Raw genomic sequence first — 24,682 nt, 5'->3', positions numbered from 1 at the left:
GCCCCCCCCCCCCCCGCGCCTCCCGCCCCCCCCCACCTCTCCCCCGATCGACGGGGGAGAGGAAAGGCGCGACCTCGCCAAGCGCGTTCCCTTCCTCTCCCTCCGGAGGGGGAGATGTGGCTCGGCAAAGCCGAGACGGAGTGGGGGAAGCCGCTGGTGAAACGCGAAACCGCGGGCCAGGGAGCGGAACTCAGCGGCCACCAGGGCTGGATCGCGCCACGGGCCATGGCCTCGCTGCGGAGCAGCGCACAACTCCTGCGGATTCCAGAACACTCCGCAACGTCACCCCGCCCTATCATCGCCGCGTCAGGCAAACCCGGCGGTTGCAGCCGCCCCCGCGTCGGCGCTCCGCCGGGACGAGCCTGCTTCCGTGCATGTGCCAAAACCCCTGCAGTTTTGGGCGGCATGCACCAACGACAAAGGGAACGACGATGAAATTCATGCTGACCGACCGCAAACTGCACCCGCAGGCCAAGCCCGTCGCCGAGGATTTCAAGAAGGGCGGCATCAGCCGCCGCGAATATCTGGCGCTGATGGCCGGTCTCGGCGTCAGCGCCGCCGGCGCGTTTGCGCTGGGCGGTCTCGCCGCGACGCCGGCCCGCGCGGCCGAGCCGAAGAAGGGCGGCACGCTGCGCGTCGCCATGAATGTCAAGGGGTTCAAGGACCCGCGCACCTTCGACGGCGTCGAAATGTCCAACGTCGCCCGTCACTGCAACGAATATCTGGTGCGCTGGAACACCGATTTTTCGTTCGAGCCCTGGCTGTTGGAAAAATGGGAGATGAGCGACGACGCCAAGACGCTGACGCTGCATGTGCGCAAAGGCGTCACCTGGTCGAATGGCGATGCTTTCAACGCCGACGATGTCGTCCACAACCTGACCCGCTGGTGCGAGGCCGGTGTGGCCGGCAATTCGGTCGCCGCGCGCATGGGCGCGCTGGTCAATGCCGACACCAAGAAGGCGGTCGATGGCGGCATCGAGAAGGTCGACGACTACACGATCAAGCTCAACCTGCCCAAGCCCGACATTTCGCTGATCGCCGGCATGGCCGACTATCCCGCGCTGATCATGCACCGCTCCTATGATGGCGACGGCGATCCCCTGAAGGCGCTGGCCATCACCACAGGCCCCTGCGAACTGGTGAAATGGGACGCCGAGACCGGTGCCGAGGTGAAGCGCAAGGACAAGCCGTGGTGGAAGGGCGAATTCCACCTCGATGGCATCCAGTGGATCGACTACGGCTCCGACCCCAACGCCATGCTGTCGGCCTTCGAATCCGGCGAGATCGACACCGACCACGAAACCGCCTCCGACGCCGTCTCGCAGACCGACAAGATGGGGCTGAAGAATTCCGAGATCGCCACCGGCTCGACCATCGTCGCCCGCTTCAACATCGGCAACGCGCCCTATGACGATGTCAAGGTCCGCCGCGCCGCCCAGCTCGCCGTCGACAATGCGGCCGTGCTGGCGCTCGGCCTCGGCGGCCGCGGCAAACCCGCCGACAACCACCATGTCGGCCCCATGCATCCCGAATATGCCGATATCGGCTCGGCCAAGCGCGATGTGGCGGAGGCCAAGAAGCTGCTCGCCGCGTCCGCCAAGCCGGACCATGAATATGAGCTGATCTCGGTCGATATCGAATGGCAGAAGACCACCGGCGACGCGATCGCCGCGCAGATGCGCGAGGCCGGCCTCAAGATCAAGCGCACCGTGCTGCCCGCCGCGACCTTCTGGAACGACTGGAGCAAATATCCCTTCTCCTGCACCGAATGGCTCGGCCGCCCGCTCGGCGTCCAGGTGCTGGCGCTGGCCTACAAATCCGGCGCCGCCTGGAACGAAAGCGCCTATGCCAGCAAGGAGTTCGACGAGCTGCTGGACAAGGCGCTCGCCACCCCCGACGCCAAGGCGCGCAAGGAGATCATGGCCGGCATCGAGAAGAATTTGCGCGACAACGGCATCATCATCCAGCCCTACTGGCGCTCGGTGTACCGGACCTACCGCAAGGGCGTCGAGGGCTGCGAGCAGCACCAGGCGCTGGAGCAGCATTTCGAGAAGGTGTGGTTGGAGGGGTGAGACTTCGCTATTCCTGGGTTCCTCGCCCCCACGGAAGTGGGGGGTCCGAAGGACGGGCGAGACCCGTGGCTCGCCCCGGCAAGGTGGCCCGGCGAAGCCGGGACGGAGCGGGGGACGCCCTCGCCGATGTCAAAACCGTGTCAGGATTGAGGATAGAGGCTAGCGCGTACCTATCGCAGGTCGGCGCTGCCCCTCACTGTCCTGCCGGCTCCCCGTAAACGGGGCGAGAGAGGCTGCCGCAACGCCGGCGCCCTTCCTGCAACGTCTGCGATTGGCGAAAGCGGCGACAGCAGCCCCTTCGCCCCGCTTACGGGGAGAAGATGGCGGCAGCCAGATGAGGGGCAGCGCCAACGCTCGCCTTCCTGTCGCGGATTTTGACGGCGGGCGGACAGCGTCTACCGCCCCTCCCTCACAAGCGTCCAGATCCACCCGACAAAAGTCAGCACCAGGAAGGGATAGCCGGCGGCGGGCAGCGGCGAGGAGGTCGGCAGCGACGCCGTCGATCGCCCACAGGGATTCGCGGAGCGGAGCGCTGGCGACGAAGGTGCCGGCAAGGCCGAAGATGCCGCCGATGGCGAGGCCGAGAGAGGCGATGGTGTCTGAGGTGGAGCGCATGTGGTGTTTCCCCAAGCTGGGAAGAGGATACGCTAAGGTGGGGAGATGGTGAAATGTGCGTCGGATCACTCTAACAGCGGCGACTTCCAGCAGGCACCATCTTGACAGCATTTGGAGCAAAAGGCGTATACTTTACATAACATTATTTTGGGGGGAGGCTTATCTTGGCAGAAAAAGCAAGTCAAAAGCAGGAGGTTCCACCGCCTGAGCAGACACCTGGCGAAAAGAAAGGGACTAGGAGGGAGATACCCGGAAATCTGCCATATACACCTGCTCACGGTAGACTGAGCGATGCGTTAAAGGCGTTAGTGGAGGCTGAGCGGCCCCAGCAGTTCAACGGCAGTTTTCTGGACAGCGTGTTAAAAATACGCGGAGGGAGTGCGCGACCTATTCCCCCACTCCTAAAACGAATGGGACTGTTGAGTTCCGACAACTCACCTACAGAGTTATATTCTAAGTTCAAATCTGGATCGACTCGATCCGAGGCAGCGCTTGCCGCGCTCCGGAATGGCTTCTCCGAAATTTTTCGACGAAACGAGTACGCCCACCGGCTATCTGAGGATCGAATTAAGGAGCTAATTATAGAGATAACAGGCCTTCACAAAAGTGACCCGATCGTTGGAGCTATCTTTGGTACCTTTAACGCATTCAACGAATTTGCCCGCGACGCAAAGGAGACCCGAGTTCAGGATAAGGCTGCTGAGCACGTCAATGCTGCGGAAATGCCTCCCACTAGGACAACAGCAGCTAGGACTGACACTCCTGAATTCAATCTTGTTACCACCATCAACGTCGTTCTTCCGGAAACAACTGACGTACAGGTCTACAACGCCATTTTTCGGTCGATTAGGGAAAATTTGATAAATTGAAGATTGAGCTTCAACATTTCCTTCTAAGAAGCGCCTCGCTGCGCTCAGCAGTAGATACTGCCCTAGCCGATCAAGGTGCTAGAGGACACATCACAGCTATCGAAAAATTTTCTGACGCCCTTATTAAAGGATACGTTTCAGTTGCTTCGTCAGAGAACCGGCAACAGGCCGAACGTATGGCTTCGTATTACAAGTTATTTTACTTACTAGAGAACGAGATCAGAAGTTTTATTGTCGATCTGATAGAATCTACTGATGAGTCTGATTGGTGGGTTAACAAGGTTCCGGAAAATGTTAGGCAGAACGCTGCAAAAAATCTTGAAAGAGAGCGTCGCGAAGGAATAATACCAAGATCCGACAGGATGATCGATTATACTACTTTCGGAGAGCTCGGAGAAATCATAAAAGCAAATTGGGATGTGTTTGGCGGCGTCTTTTCTAGGCACGACAAAGTCGGAGTTGAAAAAGTCCTTCAACAGCTTAACATGTTGCGGGGGCCTATCGCGCATTGCGGCGTGTTGGGCGAGGACGATGTCGTAAAGCTCAAGCTCGTTGTTCGCAATTGGTACCGTCTGATGGAGTAGCCATCCGTGCCATTAGCGGAATAATTCGCGCATGCGCGCCCAACCTCCTCCCTCAATCACCCATCTTCAGCGCCTGGATAAACGCCTCCTGCGGAATATCGACCTTTCCAAACTGCCGCATCCGCTTCTTGCCCTCTTTCTGCTTGTCCAGCAGCTTGCGCTTGCGGCTCACGTCGCCGCCGTAGCACTTCGCGGTGACGTCCTTGCGCAGGGCGGAGATGGTTTCTCGCGCAATGACCTTGCCGCCGATGGCGGCCTGGATCGGGATCTTGAAGAGGTGGTGCGGGATCAGCTCCTTCAGCTTCTCGCACATCTGCCTTCCGCGTTTTTCCGCCGCCGTGCGGTGCACCAGCATGGACAGCGCGTCGACCGGCTCCTCATTGACCAGGATCGACATCTTCACCAGATCGCCCTCGCGGTAGTCGGTCAGGTGGTAGTCGAACGAGGCGTAGCCCTTGGAGATCGACTTCAGCCGGTCATAGAAGTCGAAGACGACTTCGTTGAGCGGCAGATCGTAGGTCAGCATGGCGCGTTTGCCGACATAGGACAGGTCCGCCTGGATGCCGCGCCGGTCTTGGCACAGTTTCAATATGCCGCCGAGATAGTCGTCGGGGGTGAGGATGGTGGCGCGGATCCACGGCTCCTCGATGGCCGAGATCTTCACCACGTCGGGCATGTCGGCCGGGTTGTGCAGCTCCTTCACCGAGCCGTCATTGAGCAGCAGCCGGTAGACGACGGAGGGCGCCGTGGCGATCAGGTCGAGGTTGAACTCGCGCTCCAGCCGCTCCTGGATGATTTCGAGATGCAAGAGGCCCAGGAAGCCGCAGCGATAGCCGAAGCCGAGCGCCGCACTGGTTTCCATTTCATAGGAGAAGGAGGCGTCGTTGAGGCGCAATTTGCCGACGGCGGCGCGCAGATCCTCGAAATCGGCGGCATCGACGGGGAACAGGCCGCAGAACACCACCGGCTGCGCCGGCTTGAAGCCGGGCAGGGCATGCGCGGTCTGGCGCCTGTCCTCCGTGATGGTGTCGCCGACGCGGGTGTCGGCCACTTCCTTGATCGAGCCGGTGAAGAAGCCGAACTCGCCGGGGCCAAGCTCGTCGACATTGATGCGGGCGGGCGTGAACACGCCGGTGCGCTCGACCAGATATTTGGCGCCGGTGCCCATCATGCGGATGGTCTGGCCCTTCTTCAGCACGCCGTCGATGATGCGCACCAGCACGATGACGCCGAGATAGGCGTCGTACCAGCTGTCGACCAGCATGGCCTTCAAGGGGGCTGTCGCATCGCCCTCGCGCGGCGGCGGCAATTGGTGGACGATGGCTTCCAGCACGTCGGGAATGCCAAGGCCGGTCTTGGCCGAGATCAGCACGGCGCCGGAAGCGTCGATGCCGATCACCTCCTCGACCTGCTCGCGGATGCGCTCGGGCTCGGCGGCCGGCAGGTCGACCTTGTTCAGCACCACGACGATCTCGTGGTTGTTGTCGATCGCCTGGTAGACATTGGCGAGCGTCTGCGCCTCGACGCCCTGGGAGGCGTCGACCACCAGCAGCGAGCCCTCGCAGGCGGCCAGCGACCGCGACACTTCATAGGCGAAGTCGACATGTCCGGGCGTGTCGATGAGGTTGAGGATATAGTCCTCGCCATTGTTGGCGCGGTATTTCAGCCGCACCGTCTGCGCCTTGATGGTGATGCCGCGCTCGCGCTCGATGTCCATCGAGTCCAGCACCTGCTCCTTCATGTCGCGCAGCTCCAGCCCGCCGGTGGACTGGATCAGGCGGTCGGCGAGCGTGGATTTGCCATGGTCGATATGGGCGACGATGGAGAAATTTCTGATGTGGTCGAGGGGCGTGCTCATGTCGCGCGCTTTAGCAGGGGTGGCTTGCGGCGGCAAGGCTTGCGGCGCAAGGGCGGCGCCTTCGATCACAAAGCGGCGAGCCGCGCCAAATGCCGGCCGCGGCGGCCGTGGATGCTTAAACTTTGATCGATCGCGTTAGACCTTGGTTTGCCGCCGCGTGCTATATGCCCCATCACTAATATCCTTGGGGGTAAAAAATGCTGAAAGTTGCAGGCGGGTTTGCCCGTTCGCGCAGCGGCTCGATGATGCCGCTGTTCTTTCTCACGCTGGTGCCTGTCATAAGCGCCGTCGGCTTCTCGATCGACTATACCAGCGCGATCCAGGTCCGGTCCAACCAGCAGCAGGCCCTGGATGCCGCGCTCCTGTCGATCACCACCATGGACACCGCCTCGACGCTGGCGCAGCGCCAGACGGCGCTGCAGGATTCTTTCATCGCCAACGGTGGCCAGGGCACTGCGACGCTGAACAGTTTTGTGGCTGGTACCACCACCGCCGCTGCCACCGGCCAGGCCTCGGCAAGTTTCTCCATGCCGACCACGTTCATGCAGATCGCCAGGATCAACACCGTGCCGATTGCCGTCGCGTCGGCGGTCAGCAAGCCGCCGGCGCTCGTCAATGCGAGCTTCAAGATCACCAAGGTGTCGGGCTGGTGGAACAAGACGATGACGCTCTACGGCACGCAATTCGGAGCGACAGCGGCCAAGCCGCTGATGTCCATCGAGTATGTCTATAATGGCTTCGGGGATCCGAAGGGCTACGGCACCACGAACGTGTATACGATCACCAACAATGGTGGCGCCGATATCAAGACGCTCGTCCAGTCGCAAGTTTGCACCACCGCCAGCGTGACCACTTTCACCGGTCTGCCTGCCAATGCGATCCTCCAGACCAGTGGCAACAAGAAATATTCGACAACCTGCGTCGACACCATGTATCCGGCCAACAGCGCCGGCGCGGCGATCGATGTCAGCCAGATGGGTGGCCTCTCTCTGCAGATGTACGTGCCATCGGGCAACCCGCAATACCTCAAGTCGGACGATGCAAGCACCTCCAACCGACTCTTTAGCGGGGTGGACGCGAACGCCCTGACCGAGACCGCGACCGGGACGAGGGTCGACATCTTCTCCATCGTGCCTTGTGGCGTCACCAGCTATCAAGCCTGGGAAGACGGTGGCACAACGGTGCCGACTACGTCCTCAAATGCCGACTTCTTCTACAACGTCACCGGCAAGTGCGACTTCAACAAGCGGCCCTCGGACACAGCGCTGACGCAGTAGGGACAGACGCTGCTCACCTTCTCCCCTTGCGGGAGAAGGTGGATCGCCGCGTAGCGGCGAGACGGATGGTTGGACGGAACGCCGGGTCTGGCTAATCTGGCGCCATGCCGCATCAACCCGTCACCCAAGCCAAGCGTAAATTTGCCCGCTCGCTCCGGCGCGAGATGACGGAAGCGGAAGGCAGGCTCTGGCAGGAGTTGCGCGATCGCAGACTCGACCGGATAAAATTCCGGCGCCAGGCGCCTATCGGAAAATACGTTGCCGATTTCGTTTGCCCTGAAGCTCGGCTGATCATCGAGATCGATGGCAGCCAGCATGCGGGTCCGGATACGGACCAGATCCGCAAGACCGAGCTCGAGGCCAAGGGCTTTCGGGTTCTGCGTTTCTGGAATGACGATGTCCTGAAAGACCTCAACGCCGTCTGCGACACGATCATCGCCTATGTAAGAGATACCAGTCTGCAGCCCTGGCGGTGATGGCGCGCGTCTTCCTTCTCCCCTTGCGGGAGAAGGTGGATCGCCGCGTAGCGGCGAGACGGATGAGGGGTGTTCCAGGGAACGCCAACGCCTCACTCCGCTGGAGCACCCCTCATCCGACCTCGCTTCGCGAGGCCACCTTCTCCCGCAAGGGGAGAAGGGAAGGGCGCGCCCCATGCGCACTCAATCTTGATTGGGCACGGTATTGGCGGCCTGGGTCGGCGTGGCCTAGCCTGGAGCGCGTCAACTCCTGGAGAAGAAGCCGATGCCTGATTCCGTGCTGCGCGTTTCCATCCTGCGCTGCGATGCAGCGAAGTTCGCGTCGTTTCGAGAGATGATGGTGGACGACGAGGCAGAGCTTCGGCCCGGCATCGAGGCACTGCCGGGGCTGCTCGTCTTCTACGCCGGCGCCGACGAGGCTACATCGTCGCTGATCAACACCAGTGTGTGGGACACGCTGGAGCACGCCAGGCAACTCGATACCTTCCAGCCCATGCTGGATGCGGGAAAGCGATTTGTCGCCGCGGGCGCGAGGCTCGAGCGGCCGATCATGCACTACACCTCGCTGTGGCGTTTCGGGCCACTGGCGTAGAGGTGCCTTCATCACAAACCGGTGAGCGCTGTAACGAAGCGGCGGATGGCGGCGAAGTGGGGGAATGACCGGCGCATCCCAGCGCCCCCCACGGAGCCCGCCCCATGCCGAGAGCCTCAAAGTTCATTGCCCTGTCCAGCCTGGGCGCACTGGCGCTCGCCGCGTCGCTCGGTGCCGCCGCCGCGCAGCCGCTCAGCGTGGTCGAACTGTTCACCAGCCAGGGCTGCTCGTCCTGCCCGCCGGCCAATGCCAATCTGATCAAGGTGAAGGACCAGCCCGGCGTGCTGGCGCTGTCGTTCAACGTCACCTACTGGGATTATCTCGGCTGGAAGGACACTTTTGGAAAGCAGGAATTCACCCAGCGCCAGGTCTCCTACGAGCCACCGCTCGGCCATGACGGGCCGTTCACGCCGCAGGTGGTGGTCAACGGCCATGCCGATGTGGTCGGCGCCGCACCGGGCGAGATCGAGCATCTGATTTCCGCGACCGGCAAGACCGGCGGCCCCTCGCTGTCGCTCGAGGGCGGCAAGGTGGCGATCGGCGCAGGCGCCGCACCGGGCGGCAAGGCCGATGTCTGGCTGGTGCGCTATGCCAAGGGCGTCGTGCAGGTGCCGGTGGCGCGCGGCGAAAACACCGGCCGCACGCTGCCGCATGCCAATGTCGTGCACGCGCTGGAAAAACTCGGCAGCTGGACCGGTAACGCCACTTCCTATGCGCTGCCCGCCGCCTCGGGCGGCCTGAGCACCGCCGTGCTGGTGCAATCGCCGGGCGGCGGGCCGATCCTGGCCGCCGCCACCAACTGATTTTCTTTCTTTTCGCGCGGGGCCGCATGCAGCGGCAACGCATCACCCGGCCCGCTTGCGCGCCAAAACCCAAGGAGACTTCCATGACCAAGTACTTGACCCTGCCGGCGCTCGCCTTCGCGCTCTCGGCCGCCGTCTTCGTCGCCGGCGCCCGTGCCGACGACGCGACCAACGCCATGAAGCCGGCCAATGCGATGGCCACCGACGCCATGAAACCGGCCACGGATGCGATGAAGCCGGCGGATGCGATGAAGCCCGCGACCGACGCGATGAAGCCCGCCGACCCGATGGCCACCAATGCGATGAAGCCCGCAGCGGACGCCATGAAGCCTGCCGCCGACGCCATGAAACCGGCGGCGGATGCGATGAAGCCAGCCACCGACGCGATGAAGCCAGCGCAGTAAGCAGGTCGGCTGCCCCTCACCGCTTCGCTCGCCTGACCGTTCCGGGGCGAGCGGCGCCTTCTCCCCCTCGGGGAGAAGGTGGCCCGGAGGGCCGGGGGAGTGCCGACGACAGGAGCCGCCGCACGGCAAATTGAGACCTCTTGGCGGCTTGCGTCGTATATATTGGAACAACAACAGGAGATCAGAACATGACCGGTATCGAAAAGACACGGCCGTTCTTTACCCGCAGCGCACTGGCCGTGCTCGGTTTTGCGGCGGTGGCGGCTGCGGCCTTGTGGCAGACCCCGGCGCGCTCGGCCGAGGACGCGGTGGTGATCCCGCCGCCGGCAATGGACGAAAAGGCCGCCCCGGGCAGCGAGACGGCGATCTTCGCCGGCGGCTGCTTCTGGGGCGTGCAGGGCGTGTTCCAGCACGTCAAGGGTGTCAGCAAGGCGGTCTCCGGCTATACCGGCGGCGCCAAGGATGACGCGGTCTACGAGACAGTCGGCACCGGCCGCACCGGCCATGCCGAATCCGTCGAGATCACCTACGATCCGTCGAAGGTGACCTATGGCCAGCTGCTGCAGGTCTATTTCTCAGTCGCCCACAATCCGACGCAGCTGAACTACCAGGGCCCGGACTCCGGCACCCAGTACCGCTCGACGATCTTCGCCGAGAACGACACGCAGAAGAAGATCGCGCAGAGCTATATCGAGCAGCTCGACAAGGCCAAGCTCTATCCGGCACCAATCGTCACCACGATCGAGACCGGCAAGACCTTCTACCCGGCCGAGAACTACCACCAGGATTTTCTGACGCTGAACCCGACCTATCCCTACATCGTCTACAACGACCTGCCCAAGGTGGCGAACCTGAAGCAGCTGTTCCCGGCGCTGTACAGCGACAAGCCGGTGCTGGTGCTGTCGGCGAGCAATTGAGGCTTGCTTATCTCCCCCTCGAGGGGGAGATAGCCGGCAAGCCAGAGGGAGTCGGTCCTACCAGGCCCAACCTCCTGCGACAGAAGGTCAGCGCTCCACACACGGCGAATCTCCCCCACGAAGGGGGAGATTCGCGTCCTGGTTACATGGGCTTCATCGCATCGCACGACACGTCAGGGTTCATGTCGGCGAAGGTGCCTGTCGGGTTCTTCTTCCAGGCCCAGACATGCAGCTCATAGAAGGGGCCCAGGCCATAGCGGTTGGGCGCGCTGTTGAAGTTGAACAGCTGTCCCTCCAGCGAAGCCGGTCCTTTCGAGGTGATGTACTCGACCGCCACCAGCTTTTGCGTGCCGTCCGCCATCGGCTCGTACATGACGGCTTCCGGCTTCGTTAGATCGACCGCATCGTCCTTGAGATAGGCAGCGTTGACATAGTGAATGCCCATGGCGCCGCCGGTTATTCCACTGGCGCAAGGGATGGGTGCATAGCCTTCGGCGGTGGCCATCGCCACATTCTCGAAGCGGCTGTCGGCTGCCCGCACCTTCTCCTCCAGCGTGCCGGTGCCATCGGCATTCGCCGCCGTTGCCGCGATCGACAGGATCGACAGGTTGATGAGGTGCCTGGTCCACACATGAATGTTCATTTTCTCTCCTGGTTTGTTGATTGCAAGCGGGAGCGGCCGCCCCCGCCGCGAAGTCTGGGCTAGGCTGGGCGCATCATCTGTCCGACCGGGTGAAGTCCCAGTATTGCGGCAGCTCCACGAGCTCCGGCAAGCCGATGTCGCGTCTCAGATAGTCGTCCTGCGGTGGCAATCGGCGCCGCCGCGAGCGCAATGGTGCGAACAGCAAGGCGGCAAGCCCGCGCAAAAGCCGGCCGGGTAACGGGCCTCGTGCGACTGGTCTCGAAGCCGCCGACACCTCACTGGACGCGTCGTCAGGCAAGCCGCCATCGCCGCGAAGGGCAGTTGGATGCGCATTGCCGCGATCAACGGTAAAAGTAAGGGTCAAGAACCCGCACCTCCGTGATCTTGTCGACCGGGAGCGCGTTTTTCTGCGCGGTGCTGCGGATCGCTTCCGGCGAGGGCGCATCGTAAATGCAGAAGCTCTGCTTCTTGTCCGGCGAGACGAAGGACTGCACCCAGGTCACGCCCTTCTCGGCGTTGCGCATGATGACGCCGCCAAGCGCGTCGGCGCCGGCATCGTTCATCGGCACGCTGAGGCCATCGGGAAATGTGCGTTGAACCACATAGCGAGGCATATTGGTTTTCCTTTTCCATGGTTTCACGCTCGATTTGAGCGCGCCTGCACATTGACCACGCTCGCCATGGCCGCGCATCGGAGCCTTTCCCTATGTTTTGTGGGAAGATTCCCCATAATGGCGACGTTATGTGTGAGGTTGCACCGAAATGTGTGGAGGGTCACATTGTCGGTCATGGTCCCGGACGCTTCTGGCGGACGTCGGGGAACCGCCGAAACATAATCCTTTCTGGGCGAATGATGATGCTTCTGGAACGGCAGACACAGCTGGCGCAGCTGGATGAACTTCTCGCGGAGGCCGCGAATGGACGCGGCCGCGTGGTGGCGCTGTCGGGCGAGGCAGGCGCCGGCAAGTCGGCGCTTGTCGAGGCTTTCGTCGGCAAGGTTGCCGATGGCACGCGCATCTTCCGCAGCGCCTGCGAGGATTTGTCGATCCCCGATCCGCTCGGCCCGCTCTACGATCTTGCCCGCGAGGCGCAATGGGCGATGCCGCGGGCGATCGACGCCCGGCAGGGGCAGAGGTTGCCCCTGTTTTCCGACGCGCTGGAAGTCTTCGAGGCAAGGACGCAGCCGACGCTCCTGATCATCGAGGACCTGCACTGGGCCGACGACGCGACACTGGATTTCGTTCGCTTCCTCGGGCGCCGCATCGCCAACACCCACATCCTGCTCGCCCTGACGGCGCGCACCGACCGCAGTGAAGGGCAGATGCGCGTGCGCCGCGTGCTCGGCGAAATTCCCGCCGGCAACGTCGTGCGCATCGATGTGCCCCTGTTGAGCGAGACGGCGGTGCTGTTGCTTGCCAATGCCGCCGGCCGTGATGGCGATGCCATCTACCGCGCGACGGCGGGCAATGCCTTCTTCGTTACCGAGCTTTTGTGCGCGGACAATGAGATGACGCCGCCTGCCAGCGTGCGCGACGCCGTCGTCGCACGCGCCGGCCGGCTGTCGGCCGGCGCCCGCTCGATGCTCGATGCGGTTTCGGTCTTTCCCAGACGCGCCGACGCGTGGGCACTGCAGGGCCTGTGCGGCGTCGCGGCTGCCGGCCAGCTCGCGGAATGTGTGTCGAACGGCCTGCTCGACGATCTCGGCGACGGCTACGCCTTCCGACACGAGATCGCGCGCCGCGCCATCGAGATGATGCTGACGACGAGTTCCAGGAGACTGTTCAATCAGCGTGCGCTGTCGGCGCTGCTCGAGAATGGCGGTGTCGCCACCGCGCGCCTCGTCCACCATGCGGTCGAGGCGCACAATCTGCAGGCGGTGCGTGAGTTCGCACCGGTCGCGGCACGGGAGGCCTCGCGTGTCGGCGCCCATCGCGACGCCGCCGGCTACTACGAGGTTGCCCTGCGGCAGGCCGACACCTTGCCTCAAGATGAGCGCGCCGGGCTTTACGAGCAATATGCGTTCGAGTGCCATTTGATCGCGCGCATAGACGAAGCCATCAAGGCGCAGGAACAGGCACGTGTGTTGCAACAGGCGCTGGGCAACAGGCTGAAGGAAGGCGACAGCCTGAGATGGCTGTCGCGCTTCGCCTATCTTCTGGGGGACCGACAGGCGGCCGACATGTTCGGCGCCCAGGCGGTCGCATTGCTGGAAACCGTTCCCGCCAGCGCCGAACTCGCCATGGCCTATTCGAACCTTTCGCAGCTTGCGATGCTGGCCGAAAGGCTGGACGAGACCTTGTCGCTCGGCGCCAGGGCGATCGAACTCGCCGAACGGTTGAACAGGCCGGAAGTCGTTTGCCATGCTCTCAACAATGTCGGCGCCGCCGAGCAGTGGCTGGACCTGAGCAGCAGCAGGCTGCATCTCGCCCGCAGCCTCGAGATCGCGCTGGAGCAGAATTTTCAGGAACATGCCGCGCGCGCCTTCACCAACTGCGCTTGTGGCGAGATGAACCAGTTGGGCTACAGCCAGGCCCAATCCTTCCTTGATCGCGGCATCGACTACTGCGTCGAGAACGATCTGGCGACCTGGCGCGATTACATGCGTGGCGTGCGGGCCCAGTTGTTGGTGCGCAACGGACGCTGGGATGACGCGGCTGCCGAGGCGCTGGACGTGGTTGCCAACGACCGGGCGACGGCGCTGGTGCGCTATCCCGCCCTTGTGGCGCTGTCGCGGCTGAGGGTCCGCCGCGGCGACCCCTCGGCAGAGCCGCTCCTGGCGGAGATGAAGCGGTTTCTGGAGAAGGGCGCCGAACTGCAGCGGCTGTTACCCTACGCGGCCGTGATGGCCGAACGGGCCTGGCTGGGGGAGGCGGAAAAGGACGAGGCGCTGCGGCTGATCGGCCTTGCCGAGAACATGTCGCCGACCCGGGCGGTCTTCGCCGAACTGGCCGCCTGGCGGCAGATGCTGGCACCCGATGCAGATCCGGGCGACACATCGGGCATGGCCGCGCCCTACCGGATGCTGCTGGCCGGCGACTGGCGGGGAGCGGCCGCGGCGTGGGCCGAACTCGACGCGCCTTACGAACGCGCCCTGGCGCTGGCGCAGGGCGATGAGGCGGCACAGCGGGCGGCGCTGGAGATCCTCGAGGCGCTCGGCGCCCGGCCCGTCGCGAGCCATGTGCGCGACATCATGCGGCGAAACGGCGTCATCGGCATCGCGCGTGGACCGCGCCGCACCACGCGCGCCAACAGCGCCGGCCTGACCCAGCGCCAGATGGAAGTGCTGCAGCTGATCGAGCGGGGTCTCTCCAACAAGCGCATAGCCGAGCATCTCGCCATTTCGCCCAAGACGGTCGATCACCACGTCTCGGCGGTGCTGGGCAAGCTGGATGCCGTCTCGCGCGGCGAGGCCTCCGCTGCCGCCCGCGCCAGCGGGTTGATCTGAGGGCGGCAGGCCGGTTCGAACGGCCGACCCCTCAATCGTAGGTCAGATCCGTCGCCTTGCCGCCGAACACGCGGTAGGCATAGAAGGAATAGAAAATGATGATCGGCAGCACCACCGCCGTGCCGACAAGGATGATGGCCAGGCTTTCGGTCGCCGACGCTGCCTGCCATATCGTCAATTTATCGGGCACGACGAACGGGTAGAACGACCAGGCGAGGCCGGCAAAGCCGAGCACGAAGATGGCGGCCAGCGTCAGGAACGGCGTCAGCGCATGGCGGTCGTCGGGCTTCGGCAGATGGAAGGTCTGCCGCCACAGCCACAGGAACATGAGCGCCGACAGGATCGGCAGCGGCGAGAGATAGAGCATCTGCGGCCAGACGAACCATTTGTCGAAGATGCGCGGGCTGGCGAAAGGCGTGGCCAGCGACACCGCCGCCATGCCGAGCGCCGTCAGCACCAGCGCTGTGCGCAGCCAGCGCACCGCTTTCCTCTGCAGCTCGCCCTCGGTCTTGTAGATCACCCAGGCGGCACCCATCGCCGCATAGGCGGCGGCCAGGCACAACGCCACCAGCACGCCGAACGCCGTACCGCCCAGGCCGACATCGAGGCCGAGCACATAGACGCCCAGCATATAGCCCTGCGCCAGCGAGGCGATGACGGAGCCGAGGAAAAAGATGCGGTTCCAGCGATGCTTCTTGCCGCTCGGCACCTTGGCGCGAAAATCGAAGGCGACGCCGCGCAGGATCAGCCCGACCAAGAGCACGAAGACGGGAATGTAGAGCGCGGTGAGGATGACGCCATGCGCCATCGGGAAGGCGACCAGCAGCAGGCCGACGGCCAGCACCAGCCAGGTCTCGTTGGCGTCCCAGAACGGGCCGATCGCCGCGATCATCGTGTCCTGCTCTGCGTCCTCGGCCATGGCGAACAGGATGCCGATGCCGAGATCGAAACCGTCGAGAATGACATAGATCAGGATGGCGAGGCCCATCAGTCCGGCGAAGATCAGCGGGAGAGCGGTAGGCCAGTCGAAGGTCATTTTTCCTACTCCCCAGCCGCCGGCTGTGACATGGCTGCTTTCATGACGCCCGGCAGCGGTGATGAATCACCATCCTTCGCCGCTTTCAGCGCCAGATGCACCAGCACGCCGAGATAGGCGATCAGCAACAGCACGTAGAGGATGAGATAGACGGCGAGCGTCAGCGCGACATGGCTGCCCGCCACCGGGCCGACGGCATCGGCGGTCTTGAGCACGCCGGTGACCAGCCAGGGCTGGCGGCCGATCTCGGTCGTGTACCAGCCGGCCAGCGTCGCCAGCCAGCCCGACAGTGCCATCGGCACCATCAGCATGGCGAGCGGCTTGGGCAGGCTGTGCCGGCGCTTGAGGAAGAAGGCGGCCGACCAGGAGACGGCGAGCATCAGAAGGCCGGTGCCGACCATGATGCGGAAGCTCCAGAAGATTGGGAAGACCGGCGGATGGTTGCCGGGAAAATCGTTCAGCCCCGGCACCACGCCGTCGGTCGAGTGCCGCAGCACCAGGCTTGCGCCGTCGGGGATGGCGACCTCGAATTTGTTTTCCTTGGCCGCCTCGTCGGGCAGCGCGAACAGCACCAGCGGCACGTTGGGGCCGGTGTTCCAGTTGGCCTCCATGGCGGCGATCTTCTGCGGCTGGTGCTCCAGCGTGTTCAGCCCATGCTGGTCGCCGGCAAGGATCTGGATGGGGATCAGGATCGCGGCGGTGAAGACACCGGTGCGCAACGCCTTCCACATCGATTCCGAGCGGTCGCCGTTGAGATGACGCAGCGCCGACAGGCCCGATATCAGGAACGAGACCGTCAGCCCTGAGGCCAGGAGCATATGCACCAGCCGGTAAGGCATCGACGGGTTGAAGACGATGGCCCACCAGTCGACCGCATGCGCCTTGCCGTCAATCATCTCGAAGCCGGCCGGCGTCTGCATCCAGGAATTCAGCGCGATGATCCAGAAGGCCGACAGGGTGGTGCCGCCGGCGACCAGCACCGTCGCCAGCGTGTGGACGCGGTTGGAGACGCGGCGGAAGCCGAACAGCATGATGCCGAGGAAGGCCGCCTCGAGGAAGAAGGCGGTGAGGATCTCGTAGGCCAGCAGCGGCCCGGCGATGTTGCCGACATGCTCCATATAGCCCGGCCAGTTGGTGCCGAACTGGAAGCTCATGGTGACACCGGACACCACGCCCATGGCGAAGGACAGCGCGAACACCTTCACCCAGGTGAAATAGGCGCGCATCCAGGCGGAATCGTTGGTCGCGTTGTAGCGCAGCTTGAAGAACAGCAGCACCCAGCCAAGTGCAATGGTGATCGTCGGAAACAGAATATGAAACGAAATATTCGCGCCGAACTGGATGCGCGACAGTATGAGCGGGTCCATGGCGGGCTCCGGCTGCTATTTGCTGGCGGCAGCGTATGCCCGTAACGCGAGTTGGTCAAAGCGGCGTCCTGCCGCGAGGCTGAACGCCACAGGACAATTTTACCGATTCATGCGGGTACATCTCCAGCCGCTGCCGGCACGGGCTGTCCAGAACTGTCAGCAGCGCCACTGACTTGCGGGTTGCACGCGATGACATTCGGCCTATATCAGGGGACCTCTTTCAGGCAGCCGTTTTTCAGCCCATGCCCTCCATTCTGTCCATTTCCGGGGTCTCCAAGACCTACGCCACCGGTTTCACCGCGCTCAAGGAAGTCACTCTCGACATCCAGCGCGGCGAGATCTTCGCTTTGCTCGGGCCGAACGGTGCCGGCAAGACGACCCTGATCTCGATCGTCTGCGGCATCGTCAACCGCTCGACCGGCACCGTCACGGTCGACGGTCACGACATCGGCAAGGATTACCGCGCCGCGCGCAGCCTGATCGGCCTGGTGCCGCAGGAACTGACCATCGACGCTTTCGAGAGCGTCTGGGCGACGGTCAACTACAGCCGCGGCCTGTTCGGCAAGCCGGTCAACCACGGCTTCGTCGAGAAGGTGCTGCGCGATCTGTCGCTGTGGGACAAGAAGGACGCCAAGGCGATCACGCTGTCGGGCGGCATGAAGCGCAGGCTGATGATCGCCAAGGCGCTGTCGCATGAGCCGCGCATCCTGTTCCTCGACGAGCCGACCGCCGGCGTCGATGTCGAGCTGCGCCAGGACATGTGGGAGATGGTGCGCCGGCTGCGCGAGGATGGCGTCACCATCATCCTCACCACCCACTATATCGAGGAAGCCGAAGCGATGGCCGACCGCGTCGGCGTCATCAACCGCGGCGAAATAATCCTGGTCGAGAACAAGGCCGAGCTGATGCGCAAGCTCGGCCGCAAGCGGCTGGTCATGGAGCTGCGCAATCCGCTGACCGCCATTCCCGAAACCTTCTCGGGCTATGCGCTGGAGCTGTCGCCGGATGGCGGGCAGTTGACCTACACCTACGACAACCAGGCCGAGCGGCCGGGCGTCGCCTCGCTGATCCGCGATCTCGAGGCCGGCGGCATCCAGTTCCGCGACATCGACACGCAAAACAGCTCGCTCGAGGAGATCTTCGTCAATCTGGTGAGGAGAGAGCCATGACCCTGCGCGCAGCCATGAATTTCCGTGCAGTCTGGGCGATCTACCGGGTCGAGATGGCGCGTGCCTTCCGCACCGTGCTGCAGAGCATCATCTCGCCGGTCATCTCAACATCGCTCTACTTCGTCGTCTTCGGCTCGGCCATCGGCTCGCGCATCACCGAGATCGACGGCATCAGCTACGGCGCCTTCATCGTACCCGGGCTGATCATGCTGTCGCTGTTGACGCAGTCAATCTCCAACGCCTCCTTCGCCATCTATTTCCCGAAATTCGTCGGCTCGATCTACGAGCTTCTGTCGGCGCCGGTCTCCTATCTGGAGATCGTCATCGCCTATGTCGGCGGCGCGGCGACCAAGTCGATCATCCTCGGCCTGATCATCCTGGCCACCGCCTCTTTGTTCGTGCCGCTCCACATCGAACATCCGTTCTGGATGATCGCCTTCCTGGTGCTGACGGCGGTGACCTTCAGCCTGTTCGGCTTCATCATCGGCATCTGGGCGAAAAGCTTCGAGCAGCTGCAGCTTGTGCCGCTCTTGATCGTCACGCCGCTCACCTTCCTCGGCGGCAGCTTCTATTCGATCCACATGCTGCCCGGCATCTGGAAGACGATCACGCTGTTCAATCCGGTCGTGTATCTGATCAGCGGCTTCCGCTGGAGTTTTTACGGCAAGGCCGACGTCTCGGTCGGCGTCAGCCTCGGCATGACGCTGGTCTTCCTGGCCGTCTGCATCGCCATCGTCGCCTGGATCTTCAAGACCGGCTACCGGCTGCGGAACTGACCGCCCCTCACTGCGACCAATACTGCCAGGCCCAGTAAAAGCTTTCGTCGCGCGGCGGCAGGCGGTCGCGGCCGGCCTGGAATTGGACCGGCGCCGGCGAGCGCTCCTGCCTCGCCGTCTTGTCGTCGGAGGCAAGGCCGAGCAGCCAGGCGCCGAAATGGGCGAACAGCACGGCGGTGGAATGGGTCATCGTCACTCTCCTGCGCTTGCGGTTGATCATTCCCGTCCCGCCCACGGGACGAGCGCGCGCTCGATCCTGCGGATGGTGAATTCGAGCACGAAGGCGATGGCCGCGATCACCAGAATGCCCATGATCACCACGTCGGTGACCAGGAACTGCGCCGCCGACTGGATCATGAAGCCAAGCCCGCGCGTCGCCGCCACCAGTTCGGCCGCGACCAGCGTCGACCAGCCGGCGCCGAGCGCGATGCGCAGCCCGGTCAGGATCGACGGCAGCGCGCTGGGCAGGATGACGTGGCGGACCACTTGCGCGCGCGTCGCGCCAAGCGATCGCGCCGCGTTGATGCGTTCCTGCGAGACGCTGCGGACGCCCGAAGCGGTCGACAGCGCCACCGGCGCCAGCATGGCGATGGCGATCACCAGGATTTTCGACGGCTCGCCAATGCCGAACCAGATGATCACCAGCGGCAGATAGGCCAGCGGCGGGATCGGCCGCAGGAATTCCAGCAGCGGATCGAAAATGCCGCGACCGACCGTGCTGGTGCCGATGGCAAGACCAACGGGCACGCCGACCAGGATGGCTGCGACCAAGGCGGCGAACACCCGGCCCAGGCTGGCGACAATGTGCTGCAGCAGCGTCGCGTCGACGAAGCCGTCGCCGATCACGACGATGAATTTGTTCCACACCGCGACGGGCGAGGGCAGGAACACCGGCGACACCAGTTGCAGGCGGGCCGACAGCGCCCATGCCGCCAGCACCACCAGGATGGTGACCGCGCTGATCATGCGGGCCGAAACGCCCTTGCGTTTCGGGCTCGGCCGCGACCACGGCACCGACAGGCCGTCGGCCTCTTCAGTCCTGGGGCCGGCGCGCTCGGTGTAAGAGAAGATGGTCATGCCGCTTCTCCCTCGAAGATGGCATCGGTCAGTTCGCCGCGCGCCGTGGCGAAGGCCGGGTCGGCCTTGATCGCGCGGATGGCCTCACCCGCGGCGTAGCGCCTGGAAAAGTCTGGCTCGAAGGTGCGCACCACACGGCCGGGGCCCGGCGCCAGCACGACGATGCGGGTGGCGAGCACCAGCGCCTCCTCTATGCCGTGCGTCACCATCAGCACGCCGGCATGGCTTGCCGTCCAGAGATCGAGCAGCGTCGTCTGCATGCGCTCGCGCGTCAGCGCGTCGAGCGCGCCGAGCGGCTCGTCGAGCAGCAGGAATTGCGGTTCGGCGGCGAGCGCGCGGGCAAGGCCGACGCGCTGGCGCATGCCGCCGGAAAGCTCCCAGATGTGCTTGTCGCCGGCATCGGCCAGCTTGACCAGCGCCAGAAGCTCGTCGGCGCGCCGCGCCCGCTCGGCCGGCCTGACACCGCGGAGGCGCAGCGCGAAGGCGACGTTTTCGCGCGCGGTCAGCCAGGGAAACAAGGCATCGTTCTGGAACACCACGGCGCGATCCGAACCAGGTGCCGAGATCGGGCGGCCGTTGATCGTGGCCGTGCCGCGTACCGGCGTGACGAGGCCAGCGGCGACATTGAGCAGCGAGGTCTTGCCGCAGCCGGAACGGCCGACAAGGACGACGAAATCATCCCCGGCCACGTCGATCGACGCACGCTCCACGGCGGGGTGGCCGTCATAGTGGATCGAGATCCTGTCGAGCACGAGATGCGGCATGGGGCCTCCCGGGAAGTTTCATTGAAGCTCGCCCGCCCCGAAACCACGCCTCGTCAGCGGTTCCGGGGCAGGCACGCGCGGCGTCAGGGAAGGAGATCCGCGCGCGTTCAGCTGGCGCCAGGCGCTCAGTTCGAGGCCAGCGCCTCGGTGACGTATTTCGACGTCACATATTTCGAATAGTCCGGCAGCACGGCGTCGACCTTGCCCTGCTCCTTGAGGAAGGCGGAGGCGGCCGCGACAGCCTTGACCGTGCCGCCGCCGAGGAATTTGTCGGAGGCCTGCTCCTCCAAGGTCGGGAAGACATAGCCCTTCAACAGCTCCGGCACCTCTTCCAGCTTGGCGCCGGTAAGCTTGGCGATCTTGCCGGCCTGCGGCGAGGACACCGACCAGGCGTCGGGCTTGGCGAGGTACTCGGCATAGGCCGCGCCCGTGACCTTGACGAAATCGCGCACCGCTTCCGGGTTCTTCTGCGCAAAATCGGTGCGCACGATCCAGGCGTCGAAGGTCGGCGCGCCCCAGGCCGCGACCTGCGAGGAATCCAGCACCACCTTGCCCGTCGTCTTGATCTGGCCGAGCGCCGGATCCCAGACATAGGCCGCGTCGATGTCGCCGCGCGCGAAGGCGGCGGCGATTTCGGGCGGCCGCAGATTGAGGATCTGGACCGACTTCGGATCGACATTCTCGTGCTTCAACGCGGCAAGCAGGCTGTAATGCGTGGTCGAGACGAAGGGCACGGCGACCTTCTTGCCGGCGAGGTCGGCGACCTTCTCGATGCCGGCGCCGTTGTGGGCGACCAGCGCCTCGGACGGTCCGATCAGGCCTACGACGAAGATGGTCTGGATCGGCAATTCGCGGCTTGCCGCCGCCGCCAGCGGGCTCGAACCGACATAACCGATGTCGACCGAGCCGGAAGCGACCGCGGCGATGACATCGGCGCCGGAATCGAATTTACGCCAGTCGATCGTGGCCTTGGTGGCTTTTTCATAGGCGCCATCGGCTTGCGGCACTTTGGAAGGCTCGACCACCGTCTGGTAGCCGATGGTGATCTTCAGATCCTCGGCCAGGGCCTGGCTGAGAAAGGCGGCGCCGGCAAGCGCGGCGGACGACAGAAGGAGAATGCGTCGCGAAATGGTGGACATCAAAGGGCTCCATGAAAACAGAGAAAACCGGATTGCCGCATGATAGTCCGCTAATTCTATCGTTCTTGTAGAGTTAAATCCTTCCAACGAAGGCGGGTTTGTTGGAAAAAATCTGTCGGGGGCGCTGTGCCGATGCGGAAAGGGCGGCTGCATTGCCGTCATCGCCCCTCCATATGAACGGAAAAGGTGCCCCGCGAACGCCAGACTTCGTCATCCTAGGGCGAAGCAAGGAGCGCAGCGACGCGCGCAGACCCCTGGAGTTGCTCCGCAGCCCAAGGGATCCATTCCGTGACGCCGAAGCGTTGCTGCGGTTCAGGTTCTGCTCCGTCGCATCCTTCGACCGAGGTCACGGCATGGATCCTCGGGTCTCCGCGACGGAGCTTCGCTCCTGCTCCGCCCGTGGATGACGAAGTCGGGAAGGCTCGGCCAACCGTCGACGCCCTCACCTACGAAACGACAATTTCGCTTTTGCGATTGCCACACAAATCCATGCCTCGAATCGCCAAGGAATTGACAAGCCGTTTCGCGTGTTCGAGGGTAAGTATAGTATCCTTATCGACATGAGGGATTGGAGGCGAACGATGAGCGGGCACCCCTGCACCATGATCGCTCAGGCATGCACCGGCTCCTGGCGCCGCACGAGTCAGCGCGCGGCACGGCTGTTTCGCGCGAAACCATTTGTCGCCTCGTCGCCGTCGAGATGCATTTCTGTGCTCTTAATGGCACAAAAGCCTGACAAAATGGCTCCAGCGGCTTGAAAACGAAGCAAAATCAACGTTTCTCGGCTTGTATATCATGTCACTAGATGTGTCATGGATGCTTGGGCGCGGCGGGGAGGCTCGCCAGGCGTTTCGCAACGGATGGCCTCGTGCCGTCGCATGACAGAGAAACGTTCGGTCAATGCTCACCAAAAAAGGCAAGTACGGCCTCAAGGCGCTGGTCCACCTGGCGCACCTGCCGACCGGACAGCTGGCTTTCGTCAACGACATCGCGACCGGCAACAACATCCCGAAGAAATTTCTCGATGCCATACTGGGCGAGCTGCGCAATGCCGGTTTCGTCCAGAGCCGCAAGGGCAAGGATGGCGGCTACCGCCTGGCGCGGCCGGCCGACGAGATCAAGGTCGGCCATGTCGTGCGCGTCCTCGACGGGCCGCTGGCGCCAATTCCCTGCGCCAGCCGCACACAATATCAGCGCTGTGAAGACTGCAACGAGGCGACATGCCAAGTCCGACATCTGATGCTCGAGGTCCGGCAGGCGATCGCCGAGGTGCTCGACCAGCGCAGCCTCGCCGAGATGCGCGACATCGGCCTCGACGACCTTACGGTCGCGAGGGAGATCGACGAGCTGCCCGTCACCGTGAAGGTCCAGGCCTGACGCCTCGCATTCCACAGGTGCGCGCATGAGCGGGCGCGCCAGTTCGATCATCCCCAATTCGATCATCATCGTCGGCGGCGGCGCCTCAGGCGTCGTGATGGCCGCGCATCTCCTGAAATCGACCAATCCGGATCTGCGCGTCACGCTGATCGAAAAGCGCCCGCATTTCGGCCAGGGCATCGCCTATTCGACGCTGCTGTCGGCGCATGTGCTGAATGTCAGCGCCGCCGGCATGAGCGCCTATGCCGACGATCCCGGCAATTTCTGGCGCTGGCTGCACGGGCGTGGCCTGGTAGACCAGGAGCAGACGCCGCAGACGCCCTTTTACGCGCCACGCAGCATCTACGCCCGCTATCTCGGCGAACTGCTCGACGAACTCGAAGCGCGCGAACAGCCGACCGGGCGGCTGCGCCTGATCCACGAAGAGAGCCTGTCGATCACGCCGACCGCGTCCGGCGTCGAGGTGGCGCTCGCCAACGGCACCAGCGTCGTCGCCCACATGGCCATACTCGCCACCGGCCATGACGAACAGCCGACGCAAGGCCATGCGATCCGCATGGGCTCGGAGGCCGACACCGCGCTCGACCCGGAAAGCCGCGCCATGGTGCTGGGCACCGGCCTCAGCATGGTCGACGCGTTCCTGGCGCTGGAACAGCGCGGCCACAGGGGCGAGATCGTCGCCGTGTCGCGGCGCGGCCTGCTGCCGTCGCCGCACCGCAAGGGCAATCCGATCAAGCTCGACGTCGCCGACATCCCGCTCGGCACCCAGCTTTCCTATTTCGTCGGCTGGTTCCGCGACCTGATCCGCGAGAACCAGAAGGCCGGCATCGACTGGCGCGACGTGGTCGACGGCCTGCGCCCCTTCAACCAGAAGATCTGGCAGAACTGGCCGGCTTCCGCCAAGCGCCGCTTCGTCGAGCACACCAAGGCCTGGTGGGACATCCACCGCCATCGCATGGCGCCCGAGGTCTACGCCAAGGTGACGCAAGCCGTGCAATCGGGACGCATCCGGCTTGTCGCTGGGCGCGTCGTCGGCATCACGCCAGGCGAGGCCTTCAGCGTCGACGTCCAGTCGCGCCACAGCCAGCTTGTCGAGACGTTCGACGTCGCCCGTATCTATGATTGCTCGGGGATCGTGCGGGACATTTCGACCTCGTCGAACAGCGTGGTGCGCTCGCTGGTCGACCGCGGGCTCGCGCGGCCGGATCCCATGCGCATCGGCCTCGACGTGTCGGCCAATTGCGAGATCATCGCCGGCGACGGCACGGTCTCGCGCAAGATCCTCGCCGTCGGCCCGCTGACGCGCGGCACCTTCTTCGAGATCGATGCCATTCCCGACATCCGCATCCAGTGCGCGCGGCTGAGCAAGCAGTTGCTAGGGTAAAGCGACCTAGACACTTCGTTTTGACGCAATTCCCAAGG

At 63.9% G+C, this 24,682-nt stretch carries 23 protein-coding genes; 14 read left to right on the top strand and 9 right to left on the bottom strand.

Features of this window, described 5'->3' with window-relative positions; genetic code table 11:
• Nucleotides 1–431: 431 nt before the first annotated feature.
• The 3 genes from FJV83_RS23695 (at nucleotide 432) to FJV83_RS23680 (ending at nucleotide 4,140) form a co-directional block, all read left to right on the top strand.
• On the top strand, nucleotides 432–2,072 hold the full coding sequence (locus FJV83_RS23695) for an ABC transporter substrate-binding protein (protein WP_142887329.1): 1,641 nt from the start codon (nucleotides 432–434) through the stop codon (nucleotides 2,070–2,072).
• Nucleotides 2,073–2,851: 779 nt separating this feature from the next.
• The gene (locus FJV83_RS23685) at nucleotides 2,852–3,556 is read left to right on the top strand and encodes a DUF5343 domain-containing protein (RefSeq protein ID WP_142887330.1); all 705 of its coding nucleotides are present in this window, start codon (nucleotides 2,852–2,854) and stop codon (nucleotides 3,554–3,556) included.
• Entirely contained in the window at nucleotides 3,553–4,140 is a 588-nt protein-coding gene (locus FJV83_RS23680) for a Swt1 family HEPN domain-containing protein (protein ID WP_142887331.1), read from the top strand. Before FJV83_RS23685 ends, FJV83_RS23680 begins: the two co-directional genes overlap by 4 nt.
• A gap of 52 nt (nucleotides 4,141–4,192) precedes the next feature.
• Here FJV83_RS23680 and lepA read toward each other — a convergent pair whose 3' ends face one another.
• Nucleotides 4,193–5,998, bottom strand: a complete 1,806-nt coding sequence (gene lepA / locus FJV83_RS23675) for a translation elongation factor 4 (protein WP_095775671.1) — start codon at nucleotides 5,996–5,998, stop codon at nucleotides 4,193–4,195.
• A 197-nt stretch (nucleotides 5,999–6,195) separates the two neighbouring features.
• Between lepA and FJV83_RS23670 the strand changes: the two genes are divergently transcribed.
• From FJV83_RS23670 to msrA, 6 genes are all read left to right on the top strand, one after another.
• Entirely contained in the window at nucleotides 6,196–7,275 is a 1,080-nt protein-coding gene (locus FJV83_RS23670; RefSeq protein ID WP_185973481.1) for a pilus assembly protein TadG-related protein, read from the top strand.
• Nucleotides 7,276–7,379: 104 nt separating this feature from the next.
• Complete coding sequence (locus FJV83_RS23665; RefSeq protein ID WP_095775635.1) at nucleotides 7,380–7,751, top strand: endonuclease domain-containing protein; 372 nt, start codon at nucleotides 7,380–7,382, stop codon at nucleotides 7,749–7,751.
• 265 nt (nucleotides 7,752–8,016) lie between these two features.
• Nucleotides 8,017–8,343: a hypothetical protein gene (locus tag FJV83_RS23660; protein WP_095775634.1), complete on the top strand. Its 327-nt coding sequence runs from the start codon at nucleotides 8,017–8,019 to the stop codon at nucleotides 8,341–8,343.
• Between the two features lie 104 nt (nucleotides 8,344–8,447).
• Nucleotides 8,448–9,146 carry a DUF1223 domain-containing protein gene (locus FJV83_RS23655; RefSeq protein ID WP_142887332.1) on the top strand — a complete coding sequence of 233 codons (699 nt, stop codon included), beginning with the start codon at nucleotides 8,448–8,450 and terminating at the stop codon, nucleotides 9,144–9,146.
• 83 nt (nucleotides 9,147–9,229) lie between these two features.
• Nucleotides 9,230–9,550: a hypothetical protein gene (locus FJV83_RS23650; RefSeq protein ID WP_019862212.1), complete on the top strand. Its 321-nt coding sequence runs from the start codon at nucleotides 9,230–9,232 to the stop codon at nucleotides 9,548–9,550.
• Nucleotides 9,551–9,738: 188 nt separating this feature from the next.
• Nucleotides 9,739–10,467: a peptide-methionine (S)-S-oxide reductase MsrA gene (gene msrA / locus FJV83_RS23645; RefSeq protein WP_142887333.1), complete on the top strand. Its 729-nt coding sequence runs from the start codon at nucleotides 9,739–9,741 to the stop codon at nucleotides 10,465–10,467.
• A 142-nt stretch (nucleotides 10,468–10,609) separates the two neighbouring features.
• On the opposite strand, the gene FJV83_RS23640 is transcribed toward msrA, so the two are convergent.
• The gene (locus FJV83_RS23640) at nucleotides 10,610–11,110 is read right to left on the bottom strand and encodes a hypothetical protein (protein WP_095775630.1); all 501 of its coding nucleotides are present in this window, start codon (nucleotides 11,108–11,110) and stop codon (nucleotides 10,610–10,612) included.
• Between the two features lie 341 nt (nucleotides 11,111–11,451).
• Nucleotides 11,452–11,802, bottom strand: coding sequence for a DUF4242 domain-containing protein (locus FJV83_RS23630; RefSeq protein ID WP_246691908.1), 351 nt, complete (start codon nucleotides 11,800–11,802; stop codon nucleotides 11,452–11,454).
• 164 nt (nucleotides 11,803–11,966) lie between these two features.
• On the opposite strand from FJV83_RS23630, the gene FJV83_RS23625 reads away from it, so the two are divergent.
• Nucleotides 11,967–14,555: an AAA family ATPase gene (locus tag FJV83_RS23625; RefSeq protein WP_142887346.1), complete on the top strand. Its 2,589-nt coding sequence runs from the start codon at nucleotides 11,967–11,969 to the stop codon at nucleotides 14,553–14,555.
• Between the two features lie 31 nt (nucleotides 14,556–14,586).
• Here FJV83_RS23625 and FJV83_RS23620 read toward each other — a convergent pair whose 3' ends face one another.
• Nucleotides 14,587–15,591, bottom strand: a complete 1,005-nt coding sequence (locus FJV83_RS23620) for a cytochrome d ubiquinol oxidase subunit II (protein WP_142887335.1) — start codon at nucleotides 15,589–15,591, stop codon at nucleotides 14,587–14,589.
• 5 nt (nucleotides 15,592–15,596) lie between these two features.
• Complete coding sequence (locus FJV83_RS23615) at nucleotides 15,597–16,958, bottom strand: cytochrome ubiquinol oxidase subunit I (protein ID WP_142887336.1); 1,362 nt, start codon at nucleotides 16,956–16,958, stop codon at nucleotides 15,597–15,599.
• 242 nt (nucleotides 16,959–17,200) lie between these two features.
• Here FJV83_RS23615 and FJV83_RS23610 point away from each other — a divergent pair, with 242 nt between their 5' ends.
• Together FJV83_RS23610 and FJV83_RS23605 are read left to right on the top strand one after the other, a co-directional pair.
• A complete protein-coding gene (locus tag FJV83_RS23610; protein ID WP_142887337.1) occupies nucleotides 17,201–18,127 on the top strand; it encodes an ABC transporter ATP-binding protein in 927 nt (308 codons plus the stop codon).
• A gap of 14 nt (nucleotides 18,128–18,141) precedes the next feature.
• Nucleotides 18,142–18,903 carry an ABC transporter permease gene (locus FJV83_RS23605; protein ID WP_095775669.1) on the top strand — a complete coding sequence of 254 codons (762 nt, stop codon included), beginning with the start codon at nucleotides 18,142–18,144 and terminating at the stop codon, nucleotides 18,901–18,903.
• Between the two features lie 7 nt (nucleotides 18,904–18,910).
• Here the strand turns inward: FJV83_RS23605 and FJV83_RS23600 are convergent, their stop codons facing one another.
• From FJV83_RS23600 to tauA, 4 genes are all read right to left on the bottom strand, one after another.
• On the bottom strand, nucleotides 18,911–19,093 hold the full coding sequence (locus FJV83_RS23600; protein ID WP_095788691.1) for a hypothetical protein: 183 nt from the start codon (nucleotides 19,091–19,093) through the stop codon (nucleotides 18,911–18,913).
• Between the two features lie 26 nt (nucleotides 19,094–19,119).
• A complete protein-coding gene (locus FJV83_RS23595; RefSeq protein WP_142878026.1) occupies nucleotides 19,120–19,980 on the bottom strand; it encodes an ABC transporter permease subunit in 861 nt (286 codons plus the stop codon).
• On the bottom strand, nucleotides 19,977–20,744 hold the full coding sequence (locus tag FJV83_RS23590) for a taurine ABC transporter ATP-binding protein (protein WP_095788668.1): 768 nt from the start codon (nucleotides 20,742–20,744) through the stop codon (nucleotides 19,977–19,979). Before FJV83_RS23590 ends, FJV83_RS23595 begins: the two co-directional genes overlap by 4 nt.
• 125 nt (nucleotides 20,745–20,869) lie before the next feature.
• On the bottom strand, nucleotides 20,870–21,883 hold the full coding sequence (tauA, locus tag FJV83_RS23585) for a taurine ABC transporter substrate-binding protein (RefSeq protein ID WP_142887338.1): 1,014 nt from the start codon (nucleotides 21,881–21,883) through the stop codon (nucleotides 20,870–20,872).
• Nucleotides 21,884–22,783: 900 nt separating this feature from the next.
• On the opposite strand from tauA, the gene FJV83_RS23580 reads away from it, so the two are divergent.
• Together FJV83_RS23580 and FJV83_RS23575 are read left to right on the top strand one after the other, a co-directional pair.
• On the top strand, nucleotides 22,784–23,260 hold the full coding sequence (locus tag FJV83_RS23580) for an Rrf2 family transcriptional regulator (RefSeq protein WP_142878028.1): 477 nt from the start codon (nucleotides 22,784–22,786) through the stop codon (nucleotides 23,258–23,260).
• 25 nt (nucleotides 23,261–23,285) lie between these two features.
• A complete protein-coding gene (locus tag FJV83_RS23575) occupies nucleotides 23,286–24,644 on the top strand; it encodes an FAD/NAD(P)-binding protein (RefSeq protein WP_142887339.1) in 1,359 nt (452 codons plus the stop codon).
• Nucleotides 24,645–24,682 lie beyond the last annotated feature (38 nt).

The organism is Mesorhizobium sp. WSM4307 (assembly GCF_007003945.1).
Classification (GTDB): Bacteria; Pseudomonadota; Alphaproteobacteria; order Rhizobiales; family Rhizobiaceae; genus Mesorhizobium.
This window is presented reverse-complemented; position numbering and strand designations above follow the sequence as displayed.

What these genes read in the sequence shown, in the direction of transcription:
- FJV83_RS23695 (WP_142887329.1), top strand. Translation starts at nt 432, where the DNA reads ATGAAATTCATGCTGACCGACCGCAAACTGCACCCGCAGGCCAAGCCC.
- lepA (WP_095775671.1), bottom strand. Translation starts at nt 5,998, where the DNA reads ATGAGCACGCCCCTCGACCACATCAGAAATTTCTCCATCGTCGCCCAT.
- FJV83_RS23670 (WP_185973481.1), top strand. Translation starts at nt 6,196, where the DNA reads ATGCTGAAAGTTGCAGGCGGGTTTGCCCGTTCGCGCAGCGGCTCGATG.
- FJV83_RS23665 (WP_095775635.1), top strand. Translation starts at nt 7,380, where the DNA reads ATGCCGCATCAACCCGTCACCCAAGCCAAGCGTAAATTTGCCCGCTCG.
- FJV83_RS23660 (WP_095775634.1), top strand. Translation starts at nt 8,017, where the DNA reads ATGCCTGATTCCGTGCTGCGCGTTTCCATCCTGCGCTGCGATGCAGCG.
- FJV83_RS23655 (WP_142887332.1), top strand. Translation starts at nt 8,448, where the DNA reads ATGCCGAGAGCCTCAAAGTTCATTGCCCTGTCCAGCCTGGGCGCACTG.
- FJV83_RS23650 (WP_019862212.1), top strand. Translation starts at nt 9,230, where the DNA reads ATGACCAAGTACTTGACCCTGCCGGCGCTCGCCTTCGCGCTCTCGGCC.
- msrA (WP_142887333.1), top strand. Translation starts at nt 9,739, where the DNA reads ATGACCGGTATCGAAAAGACACGGCCGTTCTTTACCCGCAGCGCACTG.
- FJV83_RS23640 (WP_095775630.1), bottom strand. Translation starts at nt 11,110, where the DNA reads ATGAACATTCATGTGTGGACCAGGCACCTCATCAACCTGTCGATCCTG.
- FJV83_RS23630 (WP_246691908.1), bottom strand. Translation starts at nt 11,802, where the DNA reads ATGCGCGGCCATGGCGAGCGTGGTCAATGTGCAGGCGCGCTCAAATCG.
- FJV83_RS23625 (WP_142887346.1), top strand. Translation starts at nt 11,967, where the DNA reads ATGCTTCTGGAACGGCAGACACAGCTGGCGCAGCTGGATGAACTTCTC.
- FJV83_RS23620 (WP_142887335.1), bottom strand. Translation starts at nt 15,591, where the DNA reads ATGACCTTCGACTGGCCTACCGCTCTCCCGCTGATCTTCGCCGGACTG.
- FJV83_RS23615 (WP_142887336.1), bottom strand. Translation starts at nt 16,958, where the DNA reads ATGGACCCGCTCATACTGTCGCGCATCCAGTTCGGCGCGAATATTTCG.
- FJV83_RS23610 (WP_142887337.1), top strand. Translation starts at nt 17,201, where the DNA reads ATGCCCTCCATTCTGTCCATTTCCGGGGTCTCCAAGACCTACGCCACC.
- FJV83_RS23605 (WP_095775669.1), top strand. Translation starts at nt 18,142, where the DNA reads ATGAATTTCCGTGCAGTCTGGGCGATCTACCGGGTCGAGATGGCGCGT.
- FJV83_RS23600 (WP_095788691.1), bottom strand. Translation starts at nt 19,093, where the DNA reads ATGACCCATTCCACCGCCGTGCTGTTCGCCCATTTCGGCGCCTGGCTG.
- FJV83_RS23595 (WP_142878026.1), bottom strand. Translation starts at nt 19,980, where the DNA reads ATGACCATCTTCTCTTACACCGAGCGCGCCGGCCCCAGGACTGAAGAG.
- FJV83_RS23590 (WP_095788668.1), bottom strand. Translation starts at nt 20,744, where the DNA reads ATGCCGCATCTCGTGCTCGACAGGATCTCGATCCACTATGACGGCCAC.
- tauA (WP_142887338.1), bottom strand. Translation starts at nt 21,883, where the DNA reads ATGTCCACCATTTCGCGACGCATTCTCCTTCTGTCGTCCGCCGCGCTT.
- FJV83_RS23580 (WP_142878028.1), top strand. Translation starts at nt 22,784, where the DNA reads ATGCTCACCAAAAAAGGCAAGTACGGCCTCAAGGCGCTGGTCCACCTG.
- FJV83_RS23575 (WP_142887339.1), top strand. Translation starts at nt 23,286, where the DNA reads ATGAGCGGGCGCGCCAGTTCGATCATCCCCAATTCGATCATCATCGTC.